This window comes from Curvibacter sp. GW821-FHT01G03 (assembly GCF_059422285.1).
Genome location: NZ_JBWKWP010000013.1, coordinates 102317 through 125146, shown reverse-complemented (window position 1 = coordinate 125146; position 22830 = coordinate 102317). Strand labels below are relative to the sequence as shown.

At 66.8% G+C, this 22830-nt stretch carries 16 protein-coding genes; 13 read left to right on the top strand and 3 right to left on the bottom strand.

Annotated elements, in window-relative coordinates; all coding sequences use genetic code 11:
- Positions 1–14: 14 nt before the first annotated feature.
- Complete coding sequence (gene metG, locus AC07VS_RS19340; RefSeq protein ID WP_494751773.1) at positions 15–2084, bottom strand: methionine--tRNA ligase; 2070 nt, start codon at positions 2082–2084, stop codon at positions 15–17.
- A 208-nt stretch (positions 2085–2292) separates the two neighbouring features.
- Between metG and AC07VS_RS19335 the strand changes: the two genes are divergently transcribed.
- From AC07VS_RS19335 to AC07VS_RS19280, 12 genes are all read left to right on the top strand, one after another.
- Positions 2293–3036, top strand: coding sequence for a gluconate 2-dehydrogenase subunit 3 family protein (locus AC07VS_RS19335; RefSeq protein ID WP_494751743.1), 744 nt, complete (start codon positions 2293–2295; stop codon positions 3034–3036).
- A 12-nt stretch (positions 3037–3048) separates the two neighbouring features.
- Entirely contained in the window at positions 3049–4806 is a 1758-nt protein-coding gene (locus AC07VS_RS19330; RefSeq protein WP_494656792.1) for a GMC family oxidoreductase, read from the top strand.
- Complete coding sequence (locus AC07VS_RS19325; protein WP_494656793.1) at positions 4806–5225, top strand: c-type cytochrome; 420 nt, start codon at positions 4806–4808, stop codon at positions 5223–5225. Before AC07VS_RS19330 ends, AC07VS_RS19325 begins: the two co-directional genes overlap by 1 nt.
- A gap of 101 nt (positions 5226–5326) precedes the next feature.
- Positions 5327–6415 (top strand): iron-sulfur cluster carrier protein ApbC, encoded by a 1089-nt coding sequence (gene apbC / locus AC07VS_RS19320; RefSeq protein ID WP_494656891.1) that lies wholly within the window; start codon positions 5327–5329, stop codon positions 6413–6415.
- Positions 6416–6440: 25 nt separating this feature from the next.
- Entirely contained in the window at positions 6441–7391 is a 951-nt protein-coding gene (locus AC07VS_RS19315; protein WP_494751742.1) for a LysR family transcriptional regulator, read from the top strand.
- A gap of 390 nt (positions 7392–7781) precedes the next feature.
- A complete protein-coding gene (locus AC07VS_RS19310) occupies positions 7782–9413 on the top strand; it encodes an OFA family MFS transporter (RefSeq protein WP_494751741.1) in 1632 nt (543 codons plus the stop codon).
- A gap of 37 nt (positions 9414–9450) precedes the next feature.
- Positions 9451–9969 (top strand): formate dehydrogenase subunit gamma, encoded by a 519-nt coding sequence (locus AC07VS_RS19305; RefSeq protein ID WP_494751740.1) that lies wholly within the window; start codon positions 9451–9453, stop codon positions 9967–9969.
- A 3-nt stretch (positions 9970–9972) separates the two neighbouring features.
- Complete coding sequence (locus tag AC07VS_RS19300) at positions 9973–11547, top strand: formate dehydrogenase beta subunit (protein WP_494656796.1); 1575 nt, start codon at positions 9973–9975, stop codon at positions 11545–11547.
- A gap of 10 nt (positions 11548–11557) precedes the next feature.
- Entirely contained in the window at positions 11558–14497 is a 2940-nt protein-coding gene (gene fdhF / locus AC07VS_RS19295; protein WP_494751739.1) for a formate dehydrogenase subunit alpha, read from the top strand.
- Positions 14498–14531: 34 nt separating this feature from the next.
- Positions 14532–15365 (top strand): formate dehydrogenase accessory sulfurtransferase FdhD, encoded by an 834-nt coding sequence (gene fdhD, locus AC07VS_RS19290; RefSeq protein WP_494751738.1) that lies wholly within the window; start codon positions 14532–14534, stop codon positions 15363–15365.
- 3 nt (positions 15366–15368) lie between these two features.
- On the top strand, positions 15369–15626 hold the full coding sequence (locus tag AC07VS_RS19285; RefSeq protein WP_492348312.1) for a formate dehydrogenase subunit delta: 258 nt from the start codon (positions 15369–15371) through the stop codon (positions 15624–15626).
- A gap of 162 nt (positions 15627–15788) precedes the next feature.
- Positions 15789–17315: an amino acid permease gene (locus AC07VS_RS19280; RefSeq protein WP_492348313.1), complete on the top strand. Its 1527-nt coding sequence runs from the start codon at positions 15789–15791 to the stop codon at positions 17313–17315.
- A gap of 82 nt (positions 17316–17397) precedes the next feature.
- Here the strand turns inward: AC07VS_RS19280 and AC07VS_RS19275 are convergent, their stop codons facing one another.
- Together AC07VS_RS19275 and AC07VS_RS19270 are read right to left on the bottom strand one after the other, a co-directional pair.
- Entirely contained in the window at positions 17398–18474 is a 1077-nt protein-coding gene (locus AC07VS_RS19275; protein WP_492348314.1) for a 2,3-butanediol dehydrogenase, read from the bottom strand.
- 74 nt (positions 18475–18548) lie between these two features.
- A complete protein-coding gene (locus tag AC07VS_RS19270) occupies positions 18549–20351 on the bottom strand; it encodes an NAD(P)/FAD-dependent oxidoreductase (RefSeq protein WP_494751737.1) in 1803 nt (600 codons plus the stop codon).
- 334 nt (positions 20352–20685) lie between these two features.
- On the opposite strand from AC07VS_RS19270, the gene AC07VS_RS19265 reads away from it, so the two are divergent.
- Positions 20686–22641, top strand: coding sequence for a sigma-54-dependent Fis family transcriptional regulator (locus AC07VS_RS19265; RefSeq protein ID WP_492348316.1), 1956 nt, complete (start codon positions 20686–20688; stop codon positions 22639–22641).
- Positions 22642–22830 lie beyond the last annotated feature (189 nt).

Here is a 22830-nt window from a genome sequence, read left to right as displayed (position 1 = left end):
CGGCGCCTGGGGCTTCAGCGCACCCGCATGCCTGGCGTGGCGCCCGGCCAGGGGTTGAGCACGTAGATGCCCGGCTGGGCCTTTTCATCGCCATGGCTGGCGGCCAGCACCATGCCTTCGCTGAGGCCGAACTTCATCTTGCGCGGGGCCAGGTTGGCCACCATGACCGTGTGCTTGCCTATCAGGTCTTCGGGCTTGTAGGCACTGGCGATGCCGCTGAAGACATTGCGGTGCTTGCCCTCACCCACATCCAGCGTCAGGCGCAGCAGCTTGGTCGAGCCTTCCACCGGTTCGCAGTTCACGATCAGTGCGATGCGCAGGTCGATCTTGGCGAAATCGTCGATGCCGATGGTGGGGGCCAGTTCTTCGCCGCCGGGCAGGGGGGCTTCGGGCTCGGGGGCCGCGGGCGGCTCGAACAGGGCATCGAGCTGCTTCACATCGACGCGTTGCATCAGGTGCTTGTACTCCTGGATGCGGTGGCCCGCGCCCAGCAGGCTGCGGGCGCTGTCAAAGGTAAAGGGCCCCACCTGCAGAAAGGCCTCGACCTGGGTGGCCAGTGCCGGCAGCACGGGCTTGAGCAGGATGCTCAGCAGGCGGAACGCCTCGATGCAGGCGCTGCATACGTCCTGCAGGCGGGCTTCCATGCCTTCTTGCTTGGCCAGTTCCCAGGGTTTGTTCTGGTCCACGTACTCGTTCACGCGGTCAGCCAGCAGCATGATCTCGCGCAGGGCCTTGCCGTAGTCGCGTTCGGCCAGCAGTTCGGCCACACCGGGGGCGGCGTCCTGCAGGTGCGACAGCAAGGCGTCGCCGTCGGCCGACACCGCGGCCAGCTGGCCGCCAAAACGCTTGTGGATGAAGCCTGCTGCGCGTGACGCGATGTTGACGAACTTGCCGATCAGGTCAGAGTTGACCCGCGCCATGAAGTCGTCGGGGTTGAAGTCGATGTCTTCGTTGCGGGCGCTGAGCTTGGCCGCCAGGTAGTAGCGCAGCCACTCGGGGTTCATGCCCAGGCTCAGGTACTTGAGCGGGTCCAGGCCGGTGCCGCGGCTCTTGCTCATCTTCTCGCCGTTGTTCACGGTCAGAAAGCCGTGCACAAACACCGAGTCCGGCGTCTTGCGGCCGCTGAACTTCAGCATGGCCGGCCAGAACAGGGTGTGGAAGGTGACGATGTCCTTGCCGATGAAGTGGAACTGCTCCAGCGCCGGATCGGCCATGGTGGCCTCGTAGTCTTCGCCGCGCTTTTCAAGCAGGTTCTTCAGCGAAGCCAGGTAGCCCACCGGGGCGTCCAGCCACACATAGAAATACTTGCCAGGCGCGCCGGGGATCTCGATGCCAAAGTAGGGCGCATCGCGGCTGATGTCCCAGTCGCCCAGGCCTTCGCTCTGGCTGCCGTCGGGGTTGGTGCGCACGGTGAACCATTCTTTCACCTTGTTGGCCACCTCGGGCTGCAGTCGCCCATCCTGGGTCCACTCTTCGAGAAAGGCCACGCAGCGCGGGTCGGACAGCTTGAAGAAGAAATGCTCCGAGCTCTTCAGCACCGGCTTGGCCCCCGACAGCGCCGAAAAGGGCGAGATCAGGTCGGTGGGGGCGTACACCGCGCCGCACACCTCGCAGTTGTCGCCGTACTGGTCCTTGGCGTGGCACTTGGGGCACTCGCCCTTGATGAAGCGATCCGGCAGGAACATGTTCTTCTCGGGGTCGAAGAACTGCTCGATCACCCGGGTCTCGATCAGGCCAGCGGCCTTCAGATCCAAGTAAATCTGTTGCGCCAACTGGTGGTTTTCGGGGGCATCGGTGCTGTGCCAGTTGTCGAAGGCGATGTGAAAGCCGTCCAGGTAGGGCTTGCGGCCGGCCGCGATGTCGGCCACGAACTGCTGCGGCGTCTTGCCGGCCTTCTCGGCCGCGATCATGATCGGCGCGCCATGGGTGTCGTCGGCCCCCACAAAGTTCACCTGGTGGCCCAGCATGCGCTGCACCCGAACCCAGATGTCGGCCTGGATGTATTCCATGATGTGGCCGATGTGGAAATTGCCGTTGGCGTAGGGCAGGGCGGTGGTAACAAAGAGCTTGCGTTGGGCGGGCATGGCGGTCATTGGGTTTTCCAGGCGAATCGTTGATTTTATGGGGTGACAAGCCCAAGTCTCTCTGGTGTATCAACAAGCCCGTCGTCAGCCCACGTCTGATTACGTGCATTACCTGGGCAAACCCCTCCGCCAGCCGGTCTGTCTAAGCTGCGTCGAGCCGATCCCACTCGCGGATCCGGCTCATCAATGCAGCCCACAGGAGACTTTCATGCCCCACCCCACACACGCTTCTGAGCTTGCACGACGTGGCTTTTTCAAACAGGTCGCACGGGCCTCCAGCGCCTTGCCGCTGGTCGGCGTTTCGGCGATGGGCCTGGCATCGCCTGCCCATGCCACCACAGCGGCAGCGGCCACACTGCCAGACCCTTGGCCGGGTTACCAATCTTTCAGCCCGGGCGAAGCCGCTTTTGTGGAGGCCCTGGTCAACATCATGTGCCCTGCTGATGCCTTGACCCCTGCTGGGGTGGACTGTGGTCTGGCGGTCTACATCGACCGTCAATTGGCTGGCAGCTTCGGGCAGGGGGACCGGCGTTACCGCCAAGGGCCTTTTGACCCTGGGAAGCCTCAGTTTGGATGGCAGTTCCCGTTGACTCCAGAGCAGTTCTTCAAGGCCGGTGTGGCCGCCGCCGATGCCGAGCTGAAGCGACGGGGCAAGGCCTCGCTGGACGAGTTGCCGACGCCAGATGGCGACGCCTTTCTGCACGAATTGGCCGCGGGGCAGGTTCGGATCGACGGCCTGGATCTGGGGGTCTGGTTCAACGAATTGGTCTACCCCTTGTTCACTGAAGCATGTTTCAGCGACCCGATCTACGGCGGGAACATGGGCAAAGTGTTCTGGACGCTGATTGGCTACCCGGGGTTGCCGGCCACCCATGCGCTTGACATCGTCCAGTTCCGTGGCAAGCCCTTCCCCGGCGCTTCCAAGCCCATGTCGATCGCCGATTTCAGCTGAAAGGATTCCCCCATGAAAAAGCTGACCAAGAGGGCGGTTGTCATCGTCGGTGGTGGACTCGCCGCAGGCCTGGTGTCGCGACAACTGACGGCCCAGGGCATTGATGTGCTGATACTGGAGCGTGGTGTTGACCACCGTGAAGGTGCAGAAGCCAAATTGCCCAGCCAGCGCGACGAACTGCGCTGGGACGTGCGCCAGGGCCTGATCCAGAATTGGGCCCGTGAAACCTACACCGCCCGCCACAGCTCGGCCGACACGGCGGTGCCGATGCGCTGGATCGAGGCCTTTCTGCCCGGCGAAGGCATTGGCGGGGCCGGCAATCACTGGAACGGCCACACCTGGCGCTGGGGTGAGCATGAGCCGCGACTGCGCAGCTATTACCTCGATCGCTATGGCAAGGATGCGATTCCGGCGAACATGCCGCTGCAGGACTGGGGTGTGACCTATGCCGAGATGGAGCCCTACCATGAGCTCTTTGAAAAGCTGTTTGGCCTGTCCGGGCGCGCCGGCAACATCGCCGGCCTTCGCCAGCCCGGTGGCAATCCCTTCGAGGCACCGCGTCGAAGTGAATACCCGCAAAAGCCGCTCGAAGCGACGGAAGCCGGATTGATCTTTGAGGTAGCCGCGAAAAAGATGGGTTACCACCCCTTTCCGATTCCGGCCGCCAACTCCTCCGGGGCCTACACCAATCCCGATGGGCAGAAACTCGGGGCTTGCCAGTACTGCGGGCATTGTGAGCGCTTCATTTGTGAGGCCGATGCCAAGGCCTCACCTCAGCAGTTGCTCTACCCCATGCTGCGTCAGCGCAAGGGCTTTGAGATCCGCACCGACGCACACGTGCTGGGAGTGGATTACGACCGGAACACCCACCGGGCCACTGGCGTGCGCTACCTCGACCTCACAACCGGACTCACCTACCAGCAACCGGCCGACGTGGTGGTGCTGGCCGCATTCACCATGACCAATACCAAGCTGCTGTTGACGGGCGGCATTGGCAAACCCTATGACCCGGCCACACGGCAGGGGGTGGTGGGCAAGAATTTCTGCTACCAGGTCAATGGCGGGGTGGACATCTTCATGAAAGACCGGTTCTTCAACCCTTTCATGGCCACCGGCTGTACCGGGATCGCTATCGACGATTTCAACAACGACAATTTCGATCATCGTGGATTGGGCTTTCTGGGCGGTTCGATCATCGCGGCCAACCAGTTCGGCGGGCGTCCCATCAAGGGCCGCAGGGTGCCACCGGGCACGCCCGCCTGGGGTACGGCCTGGAAGCAGGCCAATGCGGACTGGTACAACCACGCGATGTCGTTGTCGATCCTTGGCAGCTGCTACCCGGACCACGACAACTACCTGAGTCTCGATCCTCAGCACACCGATGCATTTGGTCAACCGCTGGTGCGCATGACATTCGATTTTCGACTCAATGAGCAGCGCATGGCCGACTACACCGGGCGCAAGATGTATGAGGTGGCCCAGACCCTTGGCGGTGACGCTTTGGGGCCCTTGAACGTCAAGGTGTCGCCATTTGATGCGCGGCGGTACCAGAGCACACACATCACCGGTGGCACGGTCATGGGCGCCGACCCGCACACCAGTGTGGTCTCGCCGCATTTGCAGCACTGGGACGCGCAAAACCTTTTCGTGGTCGGCGCCTCTGTCTACGACCACAACTCCAGCTACAACCCCACCGGCCCTCTTGCTGCGCTGGCCCTGCGCCTTGGCGACGACCTGGTGCGCTATTTCAAGAGCCCTGGCCGCCTGTGATGACTTGCCAGCGAACGAAAGGAAAAATCACCATGTTTCATCAATTCTCCAAGTGTCTGTTCCTGCCGGCGGGCTGCCTTGCTGTTTTGGGTTGGCTGTGCGTGGGTAGCGCTCAGGCTCAGGATGTGCAAAAAGGCCAGAAGGTCTTTGAGCAATGTGCTGCTTGCCACTCCGCTGAAGCTCACAATGGCGTGGGCCCAAGCCTCAAGGGGATCATCGGGCGCACGGCGGGTAAGGCCCCGGGTTTTCATTACAGTCGTGCCATGAAAAAGTTCGGCAAGACCTGGGATGTCGAGACGCTGAGTGCCTACCTGGCCAATCCACAGGCGGTGGTCCCCGGCAATGTGATGCCCTTTTCGGGCCTGCCCAGTGCCGAGGATCGGGCTGACCTCGTGGCCTACCTTGGCACGTTGAAGTAGGCCTAGCCCCAGACCGGGCATGGGGCGGGTTCTGACCGGCTTGGGTCTCTGGGCTCTAAACTCAGGGGCTCAACATGACCTATCAGCCCTCCCAAAGCCACATGCCTACCACCGAAGCCCTTCTGCAGGCCCTGCAAACCGTTGTTGATCCCCACACCGGCCAGGATTTCGTCTCCACCAAGGCCCTGAAGAACCTCAAGGTCGAGGGTGGCAAGGTGTCCTTCGACATCGAACTGGGGTATCCGGCACGCACCTTCATCCCCACCCTGACCGCCTCCTTGGACGCGGCCGCCCGCCGCGTGGCCGGCGTCACCGAGGTGCAGGCCCAGGTGCGCAGCAAGGTGGTGGCCCATGCGGTGCAGCGCGGCGTGCCGCTGCTGCCCGAGGTGCGCAACATCATCGCCGTGGCCTCGGGCAAGGGCGGTGTGGGCAAGAGCACCACCGCGGCCAACCTGGCGCTGGCGCTGGCCGCCGAAGGCGCCCGCGTGGGCTTGCTGGATGCCGACATCTACGGCCCCAGCCAGCCCATGATGATGGGCATCGAGGGCCGCCCCGCCAGCACCGACGGCAAGACCATGGAGCCCATGCTCAAGCACGGTGTGCAGGTGATGTCGATCGGTTTCCTGGTGGCACAGGACGAAGCCATGATCTGGCGCGGCCCCATGGCCACCCAGGCCCTGGAGCAACTGCTGCGCCAGACCAACTGGAAAGACCTGGATTACCTGATCGTCGACATGCCCCCGGGCACGGGCGACATCCAGCTCACCCTGTCGCAGCGCGTGCCCATGACCGGCGCCGTGGTGGTGACCACGCCGCAGGACATCGCCCTGCTGGATGCCCGCAAGGGCATCAAGATGTTCGAGAAGGTGGGCGTGCCCATTCTGGGCATCGTCGAGAACATGGCGGTGCATGTGTGCAGCAACTGCGGCCACATCGAGCACATCTTCGGCGCCGATGGTGGCCAGCGCATGGCCGCCGACTACAAGATGGACTACCTGGGCGGCCTGCCGCTGGACATCAACATCCGGCTGCAGGCCGACAGTGGCAACCCCACCGTGGTGGCGGCCCCCGACAGCGAAGTGGCCGGTCTGTACAAGACCCTGGCCCGCAAGGTGGCGCTCAAGGTGGCTCAGCAGGCCAAGGATTTCTCGTCCAAGTTCCCGACCATCACCGTCAGCCAGGGCACCTGAGGCCGGTCCTTTCTCGACTCATCCCATGAACATCCTGGCCTCGCTGCGCTACCTGGTGTCGTTGAGCGAGCACCAGCATTTCGGGCGGGCCGCGCAGGCCTGCCACATCACCCAGCCGGCGCTGTCGAATGCGCTGCGGGCCCTGGAGGCCGAGTTTGGCGTGGTCATCGTCAAGCGGGCGCGCCAGTATGCGGGCTTCACCCCCGAGGGTGAACGCGTGCTGGTGACGGCGCAGCGCATGTTGCGTGAGCACGAACTGCTGCAGCAGGACCTGGCCAGCGAGGCCGACCAGCCGCGCGGGCGCCTGCGCATCGGCGCCGTGCCCACGGCCATCCCCATCGTGGCGCGCTTTGCGGCCTGGCTGCAGGCACGCCACCCCGGTATCCGGCCGGCGGTGCTGTCGCTGTCTTCGCCCGAAATTGAAAACGGCCTCGACGCCCTGACCCTGGACCTGGGCCTGGGCTACACCGACCGCCTGGGTCAGCAGTCGGGGGTGCGGGTGTTGCCGCAGTACAGCGAGCAGTATTTTCTGGTGCGTCGGGCCCTGGAGCCTGCGGTGGCCGGCAGCGTGGGCATGCGCCGCGGTGAGCCCCTGCGCTGGGTCGAGGCGGCGGCCCAGCCCATGTGCCTGCTCACACCCGAGATGCACAACCGCAGCATCGTGGACAGCGCCTTTGCCCTGGCCGGTGCCGAGGTCACGCCGGTGATCGAGACCAACTCCATCCTCACCCTGTCGCTCAGCGTGGTGGCGGGCGAGGTCTGCAGTGTGCTGCCGGGTGCGCTGGTCGGCGCGGCCCTGGGCTATGCCGAGCTGCAGGCCCACCCCTTGGTCAGCCCCGAGGTGCACACCCCCATCGGCTTCATGCTGACCCAGGCCGAGCGCCCCTCGCGCGCCCTGGCCGCCGCCCAGGCCCTGGCGCAAGACCCCGACTGGCTGGCCCATGCCGCAGCCCACAGTGGAGCGCTGCGGGCTTGAGGGGTGGGGCCTTGTCGGCCGGATCTAGCGCCAACTTAACCGCCAAAATTGACCTCAATTTCGTCTTTCGACATCTCTTAAGACGTTGATTCGATGGGTTTTTTTTGAGGGCTATCCCATTTTTTCAACCGCCAAATCAAGCGCCAAACGAGGCGCGAATTCGATCCCCAATAACACCCTCATGGGGGTGTTCGGCCACGCAGTCGCAAGGCCATAGACTCTCGGCGGCCTTGATTCAATCCTTGAATCAAGGCATGTCCCGATTCAATTTGACCGCGCCGCCCCCCTGCCCAGACACTGCGACCCGGCACAACGCCAGGCCATGACCTGAGCGGCGCCGGGGCGGAAACAACAACCCTTCCTCCTCACCACAACAACGGAGACAGACACATGGCAGGTTTTCTTGACAAGGAACGCATCATTGCCGGGCCCGGCTTCAACCGGTGGCTGGTGCCGCCGGCGGCGCTCGCGATCCACCTTTGCATCGGCATGGCCTATGGCTTTTCGGTGTTCTGGCTCCCGCTGTCCAAGGCTTTGGGCATCAAGGAGAGTGTGAAATGCGGCCCCGAGGTGGGCTTTTTCGCCGAGATGTTCACCACCAACTGCGACTGGAAGATCTCCACCCTGGGCTGGATGTACACCCTGTTCTTCGTCTTTCTGGGCTGCTCGGCCGCCCTGTGGGGGGGCTGGCTGGAACGTGCCGGCCCGCGCAAGGCCGGCGTGGTGTCGGCCCTGTGCTGGTGCGGCGGCATGCTGTTCTCGGCCCTGGGCATCCACCTGCACCAGTTCTGGATGATGCTGCTCGGCTCGGGCGTGATCGGGGGCATCGGGCTGGGCCTGGGCTACATCTCGCCCGTGTCCACGCTGATCAAGTGGTTCCCGGATCGGCGCGGCATGGCCACCGGCATGGCCATCATGGGCTTTGGCGGCGGTGCCATGATCGGCTCGCCGCTGGCGGCCGACCTGATGAAGGTGTTTGCCAGCCCCGAAAGCGTGGGCGTGATGCCCACCTTCATCGTGATGGCACTGGTCTATTTCGTCTTCATGATGGCGGGGGCCCTGGGCTACCGCGTGCCCGCCACCGGTTGGCAGCCCGAGGGCTGGACGCCGCCGGCCATCCATGCCGCCAACACCATGATCACGCAGCGCCATGTGCACGTGAAGAACGCCTTCAAGATTCCGCAGTTCTGGCTGGTGTGGATGGTGCTGTGCATGAACGTGAGCGCCGGCATCGGCGTGATCGGCATGGCCTCGCCCATGCTGCAAGAGGTGTTTGGCGGCTCGCTGATCGGTGTGGCGGCCAAGTACGGTGAGCTCGACAAGACCCAACTGGCCGCGATTGCCGGTGTGGCGGCCGGCTTCACCGCGCTGCTCAGCCTGTTCAACATCGGGGGCCGTTTCTTCTGGGCCAGCCTGTCCGACAAGCTGGGTCGCAAGATGACCTATGTGGTGTTTTTCGTGCTCGGCGGCGTGCTGTACTTTGGCGTGCCGGGCAGCGCCGCGGCGGGCAGCACGGTGCTGTTCGTGGGGGCTTTCTGCATCATCCTGAGCATGTACGGCGGCGGCTTTGCCACCGTGCCGGCCTACCTGGCCGACCTGTTCGGCACCCAGTTTGTCGGCGCCATCCATGGCCGGCTGCTGACGGCCTGGGCCACGGCGGGCATTCTGGGCCCGGTGGTGGTGAACTACATGCGCGAGTACCAGCTGGGCTTGGGCATCGCCCGCGAGCAGGTCTACAACCAGACCATGTACATCCTGGTCGGCATGCTGGTGATCGGCCTGATTTGCAACCTGCTGGTCCGCCCCGTGGCCGACAAATGGTTCATGAGCGATGCCGAACTGGCCGAAGAAAAGCGGCTGGCGCACGAGAAAGCCGTGTCGGCCAACAACACCGGCACCTCCAGCGGTCGCCCCGACAGCGTGAGCCCCGCCGTGGTGGCCCTGGCCTGGGCGGCCGTGGGCATCCCGCTGGCCTGGGGTGTTTACCGCACCCTGTTGAGCGTGCTCAAGCTGTTCGGCTGATCCCCACGCGTTTCAAACAAGACACCCAGAGAACCCCATGAGCACCCCCCACGCCTCAGCCCCCGTGGCCCCCGCGGACCTTGCCGCCCTGCAAGCCGTGCAGCAGGCCCTGGCCGAACTGTCCCATCTGCCGGGCGCCCTGTTGCCCATCCTGCATGCGGTGCAGGACCGGCTGGGCTATGTGCCCGAAGCCGGTGTGCCCCTGGTGGCCCAGGCCCTCAACCTGTCGCGGGCCGAGGTGCACGGGGTGCTCAGCTACTACCACCATTTCCGCACCAGCCCACCGGGGCGCCATGTGGTGCAGGTGTGCCGGGCCGAGGCCTGCCAGTCGCGCGGTGCCGAAGCCCTGTGGGCCCACGCCTGCAGCCGCCTGGGCTGCGCCGACAGCGGGCATGGCGCCACCAACGCCGATGCCAGCGTGACGCTGTTGCCCGTCTACTGCCTGGGGCTGTGCGCCTCGTCCCCCGCCATCGTGGTGGACGAGCAGGTGCATGCCCGGGTCAGTCTGCAGCGATTCGACCGCCTGGTGGCGCCCTTGCAAACCCAGGAGGCCTGAACCATGAGCACCAAGATCCGTGTTTTCGTGCCGCGTGATTCTGCCGCCCTGGCCGTGGGGGCCGACGAAGTGGCCCAGGCTCTGCAAGCCGCGGCCGGCGACGCCATCGAGCTGGTGCGCAATGGCTCGCGCGGCCTGTTCTGGCTGGAGCCGCTGGTGGAGGTCCAGACCGCCGCCGGCCGCGTGGCCTATGGTCCGGTGAGTCCCGAAGACGTGCCCGGTCTGCTGGCCGCTGGCCTGTTGCAGGGGGCGGAGCACGCGCTGCGCCAGGGCATCACCGAGCAGATCCCCTACCTGGCGCTGCAGGAGCGCCTCACCTTCCGCCGCATGGGGGTGACCGATCCGCTGAGCCTGGCCGACTACGAGGCCCATGAGGGTTGGGTCGGCCTGCGCCGAGCGCTGTCGCTGGATGGCGCCGGCATCATCCACGAGGTCACCCACTCGGGCCTGCGCGGGCGCGGCGGGGCGGCTTTCCCGGCCGGCATCAAATGGAAGACCGTGGCCCATGCCCAGGCGGCGCAGAAGTACATCGTCTGCAATGCCGACGAAGGCGACTCGGGCACCTATTCGGACCGCATGACCATGGAGGGCGATCCCTACATGCTGATCGAGGGCATGACGATCGCGGCCCTGGCCGTGGGCGCGACCCAGGGCTACATCTATGTGCGCTCCGAGTACCCGCATGCGGTGGCCACGCTGAACGAGGCACTGGCCCGGGCCAAGGCCGCCGGCTTCATCGGGGACTCGGTGCTGGGCAGCGGCCATGCTTTCCACCTGCAGGTGCGCATGGGCGCTGGCGCCTACGTCTGCGGCGAGGAGACCGCCTTGCTCGAAAGCCTGGAGGGCCGGCGCGGCATCGTGCGCGCCAAGCCGCCGTTGCCGGCCTTGAAGGGCCTGTTCGGCCAGCCCACGGTGATCAACAACGTGATCACCTTTGCCTCGGCGCCCATCATCCTGGCGCGCGGCGCCCCCTTTTACCGCGACTACGGCGTGGGGCGATCGCACGGCACGCTGCCTTTCCAGCTTGCCGGCAACATCCGGCACGGAGGCCTGGTCGAGAAGGCCTTTGGCCTGACCCTGCGCGAGCTGGTCTACGGCTTTGGCGGCGGCACCGCCTCGGGTCGGTCCATCAAGGCCATCCAGGTCGGTGGCCCGCTGGGCGCCTATGTGCCTGAAGACAAGTGGGATGTGCCGCTGGACTACGAAGCCTATGCCGCCTTTGGCGGCGTGGTGGGCCACGGCGGCATCGTGGTGCACGACGACACGGCCAACCTGGCCCGCCTGGCCCGGTACGCGATGGATTTCTGTGCCCTGGAGTCCTGCGGCAAGTGCACGCCCTGCCGCATCGGCTCCACCCGGGGCGTCGAGGTGATCGACCGCATCACCGCCGGTGGCCCGCAACAGCCCCAGCAGGTGAAGCTGCTGCGCGACCTGTGCGACACCATGCTGCATGGCTCGCTGTGCGCCATGGGGGGCATGACCCCGTACCCGGTGCTGTCGGCCCTCAACCATTACCCGCAGGACTTCGGACTCACCGTGCCCAACGTGCCCGCCACCCAAGCTACCCAAGCCGTCTGAGGAGTTCAACATGCTGGCTCATCTGAAAGAAACCGACCACGGCACCCCGCTGCGGGCGTCCGACAACGCCGTCTCGCTGGAGATCGACGGTGTGCAGGTGACGGTGCCCGAGGGCACTTCCTTGATGCGTGCCGCGGTGGATGCCGGGGTGCGCGTGCCCAAGCTCTGCGCCACCGACAGCCTGGAGCCCTTTGGCTCGTGCCGGCTGTGCCTGGTCGAGGTGGAGGGCCGCAAGGGCTTTCCGGCCTCGTGCACCACCCCGGCCGAGGCCGGCATGAAGGTGCGCACGCAGAGTCCGCGCCTGCAGGAGCTGCGCAAGGGCGTGATGGAGCTGTACATCTCCGACCACCCGCTGGACTGCCTGACCTGCTCGGCCAATGGCAATTGCGAGCTGCAGGACATGGCCGGTGTCACCGGCCTGCGCGAGGTGCGCTACGGGCTCGATGGGGCCAACCACTTCCGGGGCGACTGCAAGCCCGCGGTGGACGACTCCAATCCCTACTTCAGCTACGACGCCAGCAAGTGCATCGTCTGCAACCGCTGTGTGCGGGCCTGCGAAGAGACCCAGGGCACGTTTGCGCTGACCATCCAGGGCCGAGGCTTCGAGTCACGCGTCTCGCCGGGCCAGGGGCAGTCGTTCATGGAGTCCGATTGCGTGAGCTGCGGCGCCTGTGTCGAGGCCTGCCCCACCGCCACGCTGCAGGAGAAATCCATCATCCAGCTCGGCCAGCCCGAGCACAGCACCATCACCACCTGCGCCTACTGTGGCGTGGGCTGCGCCTTCAAGGCCGAGATGAAGGGCAACGAGGTGGTGCGCATGGTGCCCTGGAAGGACGGCCAGGCCAACGAAGGTCATGCCTGTGTCAAGGGTCGCTTTGCCTGGGGCTATGCCACCCACCAGGACCGCATCACCACGCCCATGATCCGCAAGAGCATCGACGACCCCTGGCGCGAGGTCAGCTGGGAAGAGGCCATCGGCTACGCGGCCAGCGAGTTCCGTCGCATCCAGGCCGAGCATGGTCGCGACTCGATCGGCGGCATCACCTCTTCGCGTTGCACCAACGAAGAGACCTACCTGGTGCAGAAGCTGATCCGGGCGGCCTTCGGCAACAACAACGTGGACACCTGCGCCCGGGTCTGCCATTCGCCCACCGGCTATGGCTTGGGCCAGACCTATGGCACCTCGGCCGGCACCCAGACCTTCAAGTCGGTCGAGAAGGCCGACGTGATTTTGGTGATCGGCGCCAACCCCACCGATGCCCACCCGGTGTTCGGCTCGCGCATGAAAAAGCGCCTGCGCGAAGGCGCCCAGTTGATCGTGATCGACCCGCGCCGCATCGACCTGGTGAAGTCGCCGCACATCCGTGCTGCCCACCACCTGCAACTGCGCCCCGGCACCAATGTGGCCGTGATCAGCGCCATGGCCCACGTGATCGTCACCGAAGGCCTGCTGGACGAGGCCTACATCGCCGAGCGCTGCGACGACAAGTCCTTCCGCGAGTGGCGTGAGTTCGTGGCCCGGCCCGACAACTCGCCCGAGGCCATGGAAGCCGTCAGCGGCGTGCCGGCGGCCGAGCTGCGCGCCGCGGCCCGCCTGTACGCCACCGGCAACAGCGCAGGCCGCAAGACCGAGCGCCAGGTCAACGCCGCCATCTACTATGGCCTGGGCGTGACCGAGCATGCCCAGGGCTCCACCATGGTGATGGGCATTGCCAACCTGGCCATGGCCACCGGCAACGTGGGCCGTGAAGGCGTGGGCGTGAACCCGCTGCGCGGACAGAACAATGTGCAGGGCAGCTGCGACATGGGCAGCTTCCCGCATGAGCTGCCCGGCTACCGCCACATCAGCGACAGCACCACCCGCGGCCTGTTCGAATCGGCCTGGGGTGTGACGCTGAACCCCGAGCCGGGCCTGCGCATCCCCAACATGTTCGAGGCCGCCCAGCAAGGCAGCTTTCTGGGCCTGTACTGCGAGGGCGAGGACATCGTCCAGAGCGACCCCAACACCCAGCATGTGATCGATTCGCTCAAGGCCATGCAGTGCGTGGTGGTGCAGGACCTCTTCCTCAACGAGACCGCCCAGTACGCGCATGTGTTTCTGCCGGGCTCGTCCTTCCTCGAAAAGGACGGCACCTTCACCAATGCCGAGCGCCGCATCTCGCGGGTGCGCAAGGTGATGCCACCCAAGGCCGGCTACGCCGACTGGGAGGTGACCCAGATGCTGGCCAACGCCCTGGGCTACCCCATGAACTATTCGCATCCCGAAGAGATCATGAACGAGATCGCGGCGCTCACGCCCAGCTTTGCCGGCGTCAGCTACGCCAAGATCGAGCGCCTGGGCAGCGTGCAGTGGCCCTGCAACGACAGCACCGACGAAGCCGGCACGGCCATCATGCACGTGGACCGCTTCGTGCGCGGCAAGGGCCGCTTCATCATCACCCAGTACGTGCCCACCGACGAAAAGGTGACCCGCAAGTACCCGCTGCTGCTGACCACCGGGCGCATCCTGTCGCAGTACAACGTGGGGGCCCAGACCCGACGCACCGCCAACAGCCAGTGGCACGCTGAGGACCGGCTTGAGATCCATCCGCACGACGCCGAGGAGCGCGGCATCCGCCAGGACGACTGGGTGGGCATCCAGAGCCGCGCGGGCGAAACCGTGCTGCGCGCCACCCTCACCGAGCGCGTGGCGCCGGGCGTGGTCTACACCACCTTCCACTTCCCCGAGTCGGGCGCCAACGTGATCACCACCGACAGCAGTGACTGGGCCACCAACTGCCCCGAGTACAAGGTGACGGCGGTGAACGTGATGCCGGTGCCCCAGGCCGCAGGGCAGGGTGCCGACCGGGCCGATCACCAGTCCGAACCTCAGTCGGCGTGGCAGCGCAGCTATGCTCAGTTCCATGAAACCCAGCTCGAACTGCTGCATGCCGCCAGCCAGGGCGAATGAGCCCGCCCCGGCCCCACTGTCTTCGCCGACCGCCATGAAACCTGACGACCAGCCCCGCCAACCCGAAGGCTGCGCCCCGGTGCCGGTGCGTCGCTGGCGCGACGGCCAATGGCATGAGGTGCAGGACCTGGTGGCCCGTGAACGCCCGGTGGCCCTGGAGTACAACGGCCTGTCCCATGCCGTGATGCTGGCCACCCCCGATGACCTGGCCGACTTTGCGCTGGGTTTCTCGCTCACCGAGGGGCTGATCGAGCGGGCCGAGCAGCTCTATGGCCTCGACGTGGACGACTGCCCGGCCGGCATCACCCTGCGCATCGAGGTCGCCTCGGCTTGTTTTGTGCGCTTCAAGGACCAGCGCCGCAGCCTGGCCGGGCGCACTGGCTGCGGGCTGTGCGGCGCTGAAAACCTGAGCCAGGCCGTGCGCCAGGTGGCGCCGGTGCTGGCTGAGCACCGTTTCAGTCCGCAGGCCCTGAGCCAGGGCATGAGCCGGCTGCGCGCCCGCCAGCCCCTGCTGGGGGCGACCGGGGCCACCCATGCGGCCGGCTGGTGCGATGCCTCGGGCCAACTGCACCTGGTGCGCGAGGATGTGGGCCGCCACAACGCCCTCGACAAGCTGATCGGTGCGCTGATGCAACGCGGCCAGCCGCTGCAGGCCGGGACCGGCTTCATCGTGGTCACCAGCCGCGCCAGCCACGAGATGGCCCAGAAGGCTGCTGCCGTCGGTGTGCCGCTGCTGGCCGCCGTGTCCGGGGTGACCGAGCTGGCGGTGCACACCGCCGAGTCGGCCCGCCTGTGCCTGCTGGGCTTTGCCCGCGGCGATGATTTTTCCGTTTACAGCCACGCCTGGCGCGTGGACCCAGAGGCCTGAGCCATGAGCAGCAATCCGCACACCCAGAACCTGATCGTGATGGCCAATCGCATCGGCCAGTTCTTCGAGTCCATGCCCGACCGTGCCGAAGCCCTGGCGGGCGCCGCCGACCACATCCGCAAGTTCTGGGAGCCGCGCATGCGGGCGGAATTTTTGCAGCAACTCGATGCCGAGGCCGGCCAGTCCTTGCGCCCCTTCATGCGCGAGGCCGTCATGGCCCACCGTGCGCGCCTCAGCGAGGCCTTGCCGCCCGCGCGCTGACGGCCTGTTGATCGCCATTCGGCGGCGTGATTTGACCGTTGGGGGCATTCGCCGGCCTGGGCCGGCCCGTCGCCGCTGCCGTGGCGTTTTTAATCAGCGACCCCCGCCCCGGCCCGGCACCGTGCCTGTCGGGTGAGCCGGGGCGCCAGGCTGCCCACCGCCATGACCCCACATCGACCCCCGCCCCACGGGGCACCTCACGTCGCCACCCGTGCGGGCACCCCATCCGCTGGCCTCCAGCGCTCGCTGCAGGCGCGCCACCTCAGCATGATCGCCATCGGCGGCTCCATCGGCACCGGCCTGTTCGTGGCCTCGGGTGCCATGGTGTCACGGGCCGGCCCCGGTGGGGCCCTGCTGGCCTACGTGCTGATCGGGGCCATGGTGTATTTCCTCATGACCAGCCTGGCCGAGCTGGCGGCCTACATGCCGGTGGCGGGCTCGTTTTCCACCTACGGATCGCTGTACGTCGATCCCGGCTTCGGCTTCGCCCTGGGCTGGAACTACTGGTACAACTGGGCGGTCACGGTGGCGGTCGAACTGGTGGCGGCGCAGCTGGTCATGCAGTATTGGTTCCCGACCGTGCCGGGGGTGTGGTGGAGCGCCTTGTTCCTGCTGGTGGTGTTCGCATTCAACGTGATCTCGGTGCGAGGGTTTGGCGAGGCCGAGTTCTGGTTCGCGCTGATCAAGGTGTTGACCGTGCTGTGCTTTGTGGTGCTGGGCCTGTTGATGATCCTGGGCGTGTTCCGCGGCCAGCCCAGTCCGGGGCTGAGCCACCTCACCCACGGCGAGGCCCCGTTCGTGGGGGGCATGCCGGCGCTGCTGGGCGTGGTGATGATTGCGGGCTTCTCGTTCCAGGGCACCGAGCTGGTGGGGGTGGCCGCCGGTGAATCGGTCGACCCGGCACGCAACATCCCGCGCGCAGTGCGGCAGGTGTTCTGGCGCATCCTGTTGTTCTATGTGCTGGCGGTGGGTGTGATCGGTGTGCTGCTGCCCTACACCGACCCCAACCTCATCAAGACCGACCTGCGCGAGGTGGGCGTGAGCCCCTTCACCCTGGTGTTCGAGCGCGCTGGTCTGGCCCTGGCCGCCGGGGTGATGAACGCGGTGATCCTGACGGCGGTGCTGTCGGCCGGTAACTCCGGCCTGTACGCCTCCACCCGCATGCTCTACAACCTGGCCGTCGAGGGCCGGGCCCCGGCCGTCTTCAGTCGCCTGAGCCGCCAGGGCGTGCCGGTGCCGGCCCTGCTGGCCACCACGGCCATGGGGGCCCTGTGCTTTCTGAGTTCGCTGGGCGAGGGGCAGACGGTGTACCTGTGGCTGCTGAACCTGTCGGGCATGACGGGCTTCATCGCCTGGCTGGGCATCGCCGTCAGCCACTACCGCTTCCGGCGCGGCCTGATGGTGCAGGGCATCGACATCGCCGGCCTGCTGCCCTATCAGTCACCGTTTTTTCCGTGGGGGCCCTTCTTTGCCTTTGGCATGTGCCTGCTGGTGGTGCTGGGGCAAAGCTTTGACGCCTTGCGCGGCAGCGGGCCCGTGCCCTGGGGCGATCTGATCGCCACCTACCTGGGCATTCCGGTGTTCGGGGCCATGTGGTGGGGCTGGCGCCTGGTGCATGGTTCGCGCCTGGTGCCTTATGCCGAGATGCATTTCCCGGGCGCGCTGGCGCACCGGCGCCGGCCTCAGTAGACGGCGCCGCTGCGGGGCAGAGAGGCCACGCCCGAGGCGTCGGGGCCTCCAGAAAATCGGCCGCGCGCCGGCGGCCGACGGGCTACCCCGCCGGCTGGAACCGCGGCTGCACGATGATCTTCACCGCCGACTCGTTGTTGTGGATGAGCGTGTCGAAACCCTGGGTCACCAGGTCCTCCAGCTGGATGCGCTGGGTGATGAAGGGCGCGAGCTTGATCTTGCCCTGCTCGACCAGTTGGATGGTGGCCTGGTGGTCGTTGCAGTAGGCGATGGTGCCGCGCACGTCCAGCTCCTTCATGACCACGCTGTGCACGTTGACCGTGGCCGGGTGGCTCCAGATGGACACGATCACCACCACGCCCGTGGCCTTCGTCACGGCCACCAGCGTGTCGAGCACCTGGTTGACGCTGGAGCATTCGAACGCCACGTCCACGCCCTTGCCGCCGGTGAGCCGCATCACCTCGGCTACCACATCCACTTCGGAGGGGTCGAGGATGTGGTCGGCCACGCCGGACTCCCGCGCCTTTTCCTTGCGTTTGGCGCTCAGTTCGGTGATGAAGACGGTCAGGCCCTTGGCCTTCAGGATGGCGGACAGCAGCAGACCGATGGGGCCGGCCCCGCCCACCAGCGCCACGTCGCCCGCCTTGGCGCCGCTGCGGGTGTAGGCATGGTGGCCCACGGACAGCGGCTCGATCAGTGCGGCCTGATCCAGTGGAATGGCCTTGGAGATCGGATGCACCCAGCGGCGCTTCACGGCAATCCGCTCGGACAGCCCGCCGCCGCGCCCGCCCAGGCCGATGAAGTTCATGTCCTTGGACAGGTGGTAGGGGTCGCCCGGCCCCGTGGGCACGTCGTCGGCCACGATGTAGGGCTCCACCACCACGTGCTGGCCGACCTCGATGTCGTCCACCCCCGCGCCCACGGCGTAGACCACGCCTGAGAACTCATGCCCCATGGTGATGGGCGCAGACTCCCCCGAGATGGGGTGCGGATGGCCGCAGGGCGGGATGAAGATCGGCCCCTCCATGAACTCATGCAGGTCGGTGCCGCAGATGCCGCACCAGGCCACGGCGATGCCCACGGTGCCGGGCTCCACCACGGGTTCGGGGATGTCTTCGATGCGGATGTCGCCACGGGCGTAGAAACGTGCTGCTTTCATGATTCAACTTTCTGGTCTGTAGGGCTGGGTCGTGGGGCGACAGGGCCGCCCCACGGGAGATCGTGAACCGGTGCTTACCGCAGGTGGTGCACCTGCTGCAGGCCGTAGACCTGCACCGGCAGCCCTTCCTGGCGCGCCTTGAGCTGCAGCGCCAGGTACTGCGAGTAATGGCGCGACTGGTGCAGATTGCCGCCGTGGAACCACAGCGCCTGCTGCTGCGTGGGCTTCCACATATTGCGCTGCTCGCCCTCCCAGGGGCCTGGGTCCTTGGTGGTGTCCGAGCCCAGGCCCCAGACCTTGCCCACCTTGTCGGCCACCTCCTGGCTGATCAGGTCGGCCACCCAGCCGTTCATCGAGCCGTAGCCGGTCGCGTAGACCACCAGGTCGGCCGGCAGCTCGGTGCCGTCGTCCAGCACCACCGCGTTTTCCGAAAGGTGGCTGATCTGCTTGCCCGCCTGCAGCTTGATGCTGCCGTCGATCACCAGATCGCAGGCGCCCACATCGATGTAGTAGCCCGAGGCGCGGCGCAGGTACTTCATGAAAAGGCCCGAGCCGTCATCGCCGAAGTCCAGCATGAAGCCGGTCGCCTCCAACTGGCGGTAGAACTCCGCGTCGCGCTCGCGGATGCGGTCGTACAGCGGCACCTGGAAGTCGGCCATGATGCGGTAGGGCAGCGAGGCGAAGACCAGGTCCGCCTTCTTGGTCGTCACGCCGCTGGCCACGGCGCGCTCCGAATACAGGTCGCCCAGGCCGATGTCCATCAGCGAATCGGAACGCACGATGTGGGTGGACGAGCGCTGCACCATGGTCACGTCGGCGCCATGCTCCCACAGGGCCGCGCAGATGTCGTGTGCAGAGTTGTTGGCGCCGATCACCACCACCTTCTTGCCCGCGTAGGCGTCGGGGCCCGGGTGCTGCGACGAGTGCTGCTGCTCGCCCTGGAAGACCTCCTGGCCCTTGATCTTGGGCACGTTCGCCTTGCCCGACATGCCGGTGGCGAACACCACATGCTGGGGGCGCAGCACCAGCGTTTCGCCATCACGCTCCACGCTGACTTCCCACGCCTGGCTGGCCTCATCGAAGCGGGCGTTGAGGCAGTTGGTGGAGGGCCAGTAATTCACCTCCATCACCTTGGTGTACATCTCCAGCCAGTCGCCAATCTTGTCCTTGGGGGCGAACACGGGCCAGTTGTCGGGGAAAGGCATGTAGGGCAGGTGGTCGTACCAGACCGGGTCGTGCAGGCACAGCGACTTGTAGCGGTTGCGCCACTGGTCGCCAGGGCGCGCCTGGCGGTCGATGACGATGTGCGAGACCCCCAACTGGCGCAGCCGCGCACCCAGCGCAATGCCGCCCTGGCCGCCACCGATGACGAGCACGAAAGGCTGGGTGTCGCGGCCCAGTTCCTGGGCCTCCTGCTGGCGGCGCTCCAGCCAGGTCTGGCGGCCGCGCCGGATGCCGTGCTCGGCCCCCATGGGGCGGCGCGTGCCCAGGGGCTCTTCATGCCCCTTGAGTTCCTGGGCGGCCGTCAGCAGCGTCCAGATGCGCCCGTCCTTGATGCGCACATGGCCGCTGCCGCGCGCATGGCGCGTGTCGACCACGATCCAGGCGGACACCAGGCCGTCGGCTTCTTCCACCGCCTCGCGCTCGTCCAGCGAAAAGCGCACGGGCGCCACGGCGTCGAGCTGGGCGGCCAGCATGTCGGCGATCTGGTGGCGCCCTTCCAGGGTTTTGAGGTTCCAGGTCAGCAGCACCAGGTCGCGCCAGTAGCATTCGTCGGCGAACCGGCGGCTGGCGCCCGCGGCATCGCGGTCTGCCAAGGCCTGGTTGAGTGAGTCGAGCAGCGCCTGCGCGTGGTCGCGGGCCGTGTCATGGGTCATGGTTGTCTCCTGGAGGGTGGTTGTCATGCCCGTTGGTTTTTCTTCGGGCAGGCGTTCCAAGGCAATCGCCATGCCAGGCATGAGGGGCCCGCCGGACAGGCACGCCATGCCAGGAAAATCAATGACTTGCGTGCAGGTCCCTGGCACAAACCCTGGGCCCAGGGCCCCGCTTTTCACCCCTGCCGCGCGCGACAGCTGGCGCAGCCTTGCGACACCTGTCGCACCAGGCCTGCTGCAGTGCAGCAGCGGCAGTGGGTAAACCTCCATTGGCGCGAGCAGGCACGGGGCACAGAATCGTCTGCGGCACGTTCACAGACCGCATCGAATCCCTCCCATGACCCTGCAGTCCTACGCCTCGCACGTCCAGGAAATCGAAGCCTTCGGCCTGGGCTACTCCAACCGTGGGCAAGAGCGCGACCGCGCGGTGCTGCGCAGCTGGCGCCGCTGCATCGATTCGCACCGGCTCGATCCGGCCCGTACCAGCGAAGCCCATGTCGTCACCGAAGGCCAGTTGCGCACGCACCGCGAGGAATCCGAACCGCTGATCCACATCGCCCGCCAGGGCCTTGAGCGGCTGTACCAGCAGCTCAAGGGCCTGGACTACGTGCTGCTGCTGGCGGACCGGCATGGTGTGGCGGTGGACTTCATGGGGCATGAGGCCGATGCCGGCGACCTGCGCCGTGCAGGCCTGTACCTGGGCGCGCAATGGCGCGAGGACCACTCCGGCACCTCGGCCGTGGGGGCCTGCCTGGAAACGGGCGAAGCGTTGACCGTGCACCAGAGCGACCATTTCGATTTCACCCACACCAGCCTGTCCTGCACGGCCGCGCCGATCTACGACCTGCGCGGCGAACTCGCGGCGGTGCTGGACCTGTCGCTGCTGCGCTCGCCCGTCGAGCGGGCCAGCCAGAACCTGGCGCTCAACCTCGTCGTGGCCGCTGCGCGGCGCGTGGAGCAGGCCAATCTGATGGCGCAGTCCGGCCAGGACTGGGTGGTGCGCCTGGCCCAGTCGCCCGATTTCCTCGACGTCGATCCCGACGCCTCCATCAGCGTCGACGCACGTGGCCGCATCCGCGCCATGACCCACGCGGGCGCCCGCCTGCTGGCCGCCGTCGCGCAACTGGACTGGCGCCAGCGCCAGAGCCTCATCGGCCAGCCGCTGGAGCGTTTCTTCGACCTGGACCTGCGCGATCTGCCCGAGCTGCGCCGCCATCGCCCGGCGCAGGAGCGCCTCATCCGCGCCCGCGATGGCAGCATCCTCTTCGCCCACGCCATGGAGCCGCAGCGCCGGACACGCCGCCCGCCCGCGCAGGCAACGCCGCCGCAGCCCCCCCTGCCTGCCGCGCTGCAGGCGCTGGAAAAGGGCGATGCCGCACTGCAAGCGCTGCTGCGCAAGGCCGCCCGGCTTGCGCCGCAAGCGCTGCCGATCCTGGTGCAGGGGGAGACCGGCGCAGGCAAGGAATACCTGGCCCGTGCCCTGCATGCCTGCAGCGGTCGCAGCGGCGCCTTTGTCGCCATCAACTGCGCAGCCATTCCCGAGGCCCTGCTGGAAAGCGAGCTGTTCGGCTACTTGCCCGGCACTTGGACCGGCGGCGCCAGCAAGGGCCGCGAAGGGTTGATCGCTGCGGCACACGAAGGCACGCTGTTCCTCGACGAGATCGGCGACATGCCGCTGGCCCTGCAGGCCAAGCTGCTGCGGGTCTTGTCCGAATCCGAGATCACCCCGTTGGGGGCGCGTGCGCCCCGGGCGGTGTCCGTGCGCTTCATCTCGGCCTCGCACCGGCCGCTGGCCGAGCTGGTGCGGTGCGGCAGCTTCCGCGAAGACCTGCTCTACCGCCTCAACGCCGCCGAGCTGCACCTGCCTGCGCTGCGCCAGCGCAGCGACCTGCAGGCCCTGGCCGACCAGATGCTGGCCACGTTCGGCAGCCATCTGCACCTGGGCGACGCCGCGCGCGCCCTGCTGGCCGCGCACGCTTGGCCCGGCAACCTGCGCGAGTTGCACAACGCGCTGCGCTACGCCGCAGCCCTGTGCGGGCAGGATGGCGACGGCAGCATCGAGCCCGAGCACCTGCCCGATGCGCTGAGCGTCGCCCCACACGGCACCGCCTTGGCCCACCCCACCGGCGCGCCCGGCGCACCCGATGCCCAGGCGCTGGCGCAGTTGCTGGCGCAATGCCAGGGCAATGTCTCCGAGGCGGCCCGCCAACTCGGCGTCAGCCGCTCCACCATCCACCGCCGCATCCAGCAGCTCCAGCTTGGCGTGCGGCATGCCCAATGGCGCGGGCCCTAGAGCGCGCTTCATCCGACAGCCCACGCGATCGGCCGCCGCGGCCCTGGCCACGGACGCCTGCCGGGCCTTGGCCGATTCGCCTCAATGGCCTTTTTGCGCCGACCGCATCTCCTGCGTGATCGGCCAGGATGGCCAGGTCCGCTTGGTGCATGTGGGCCCGGACCCGGATCAGCCTGTGCGCCAGACCGA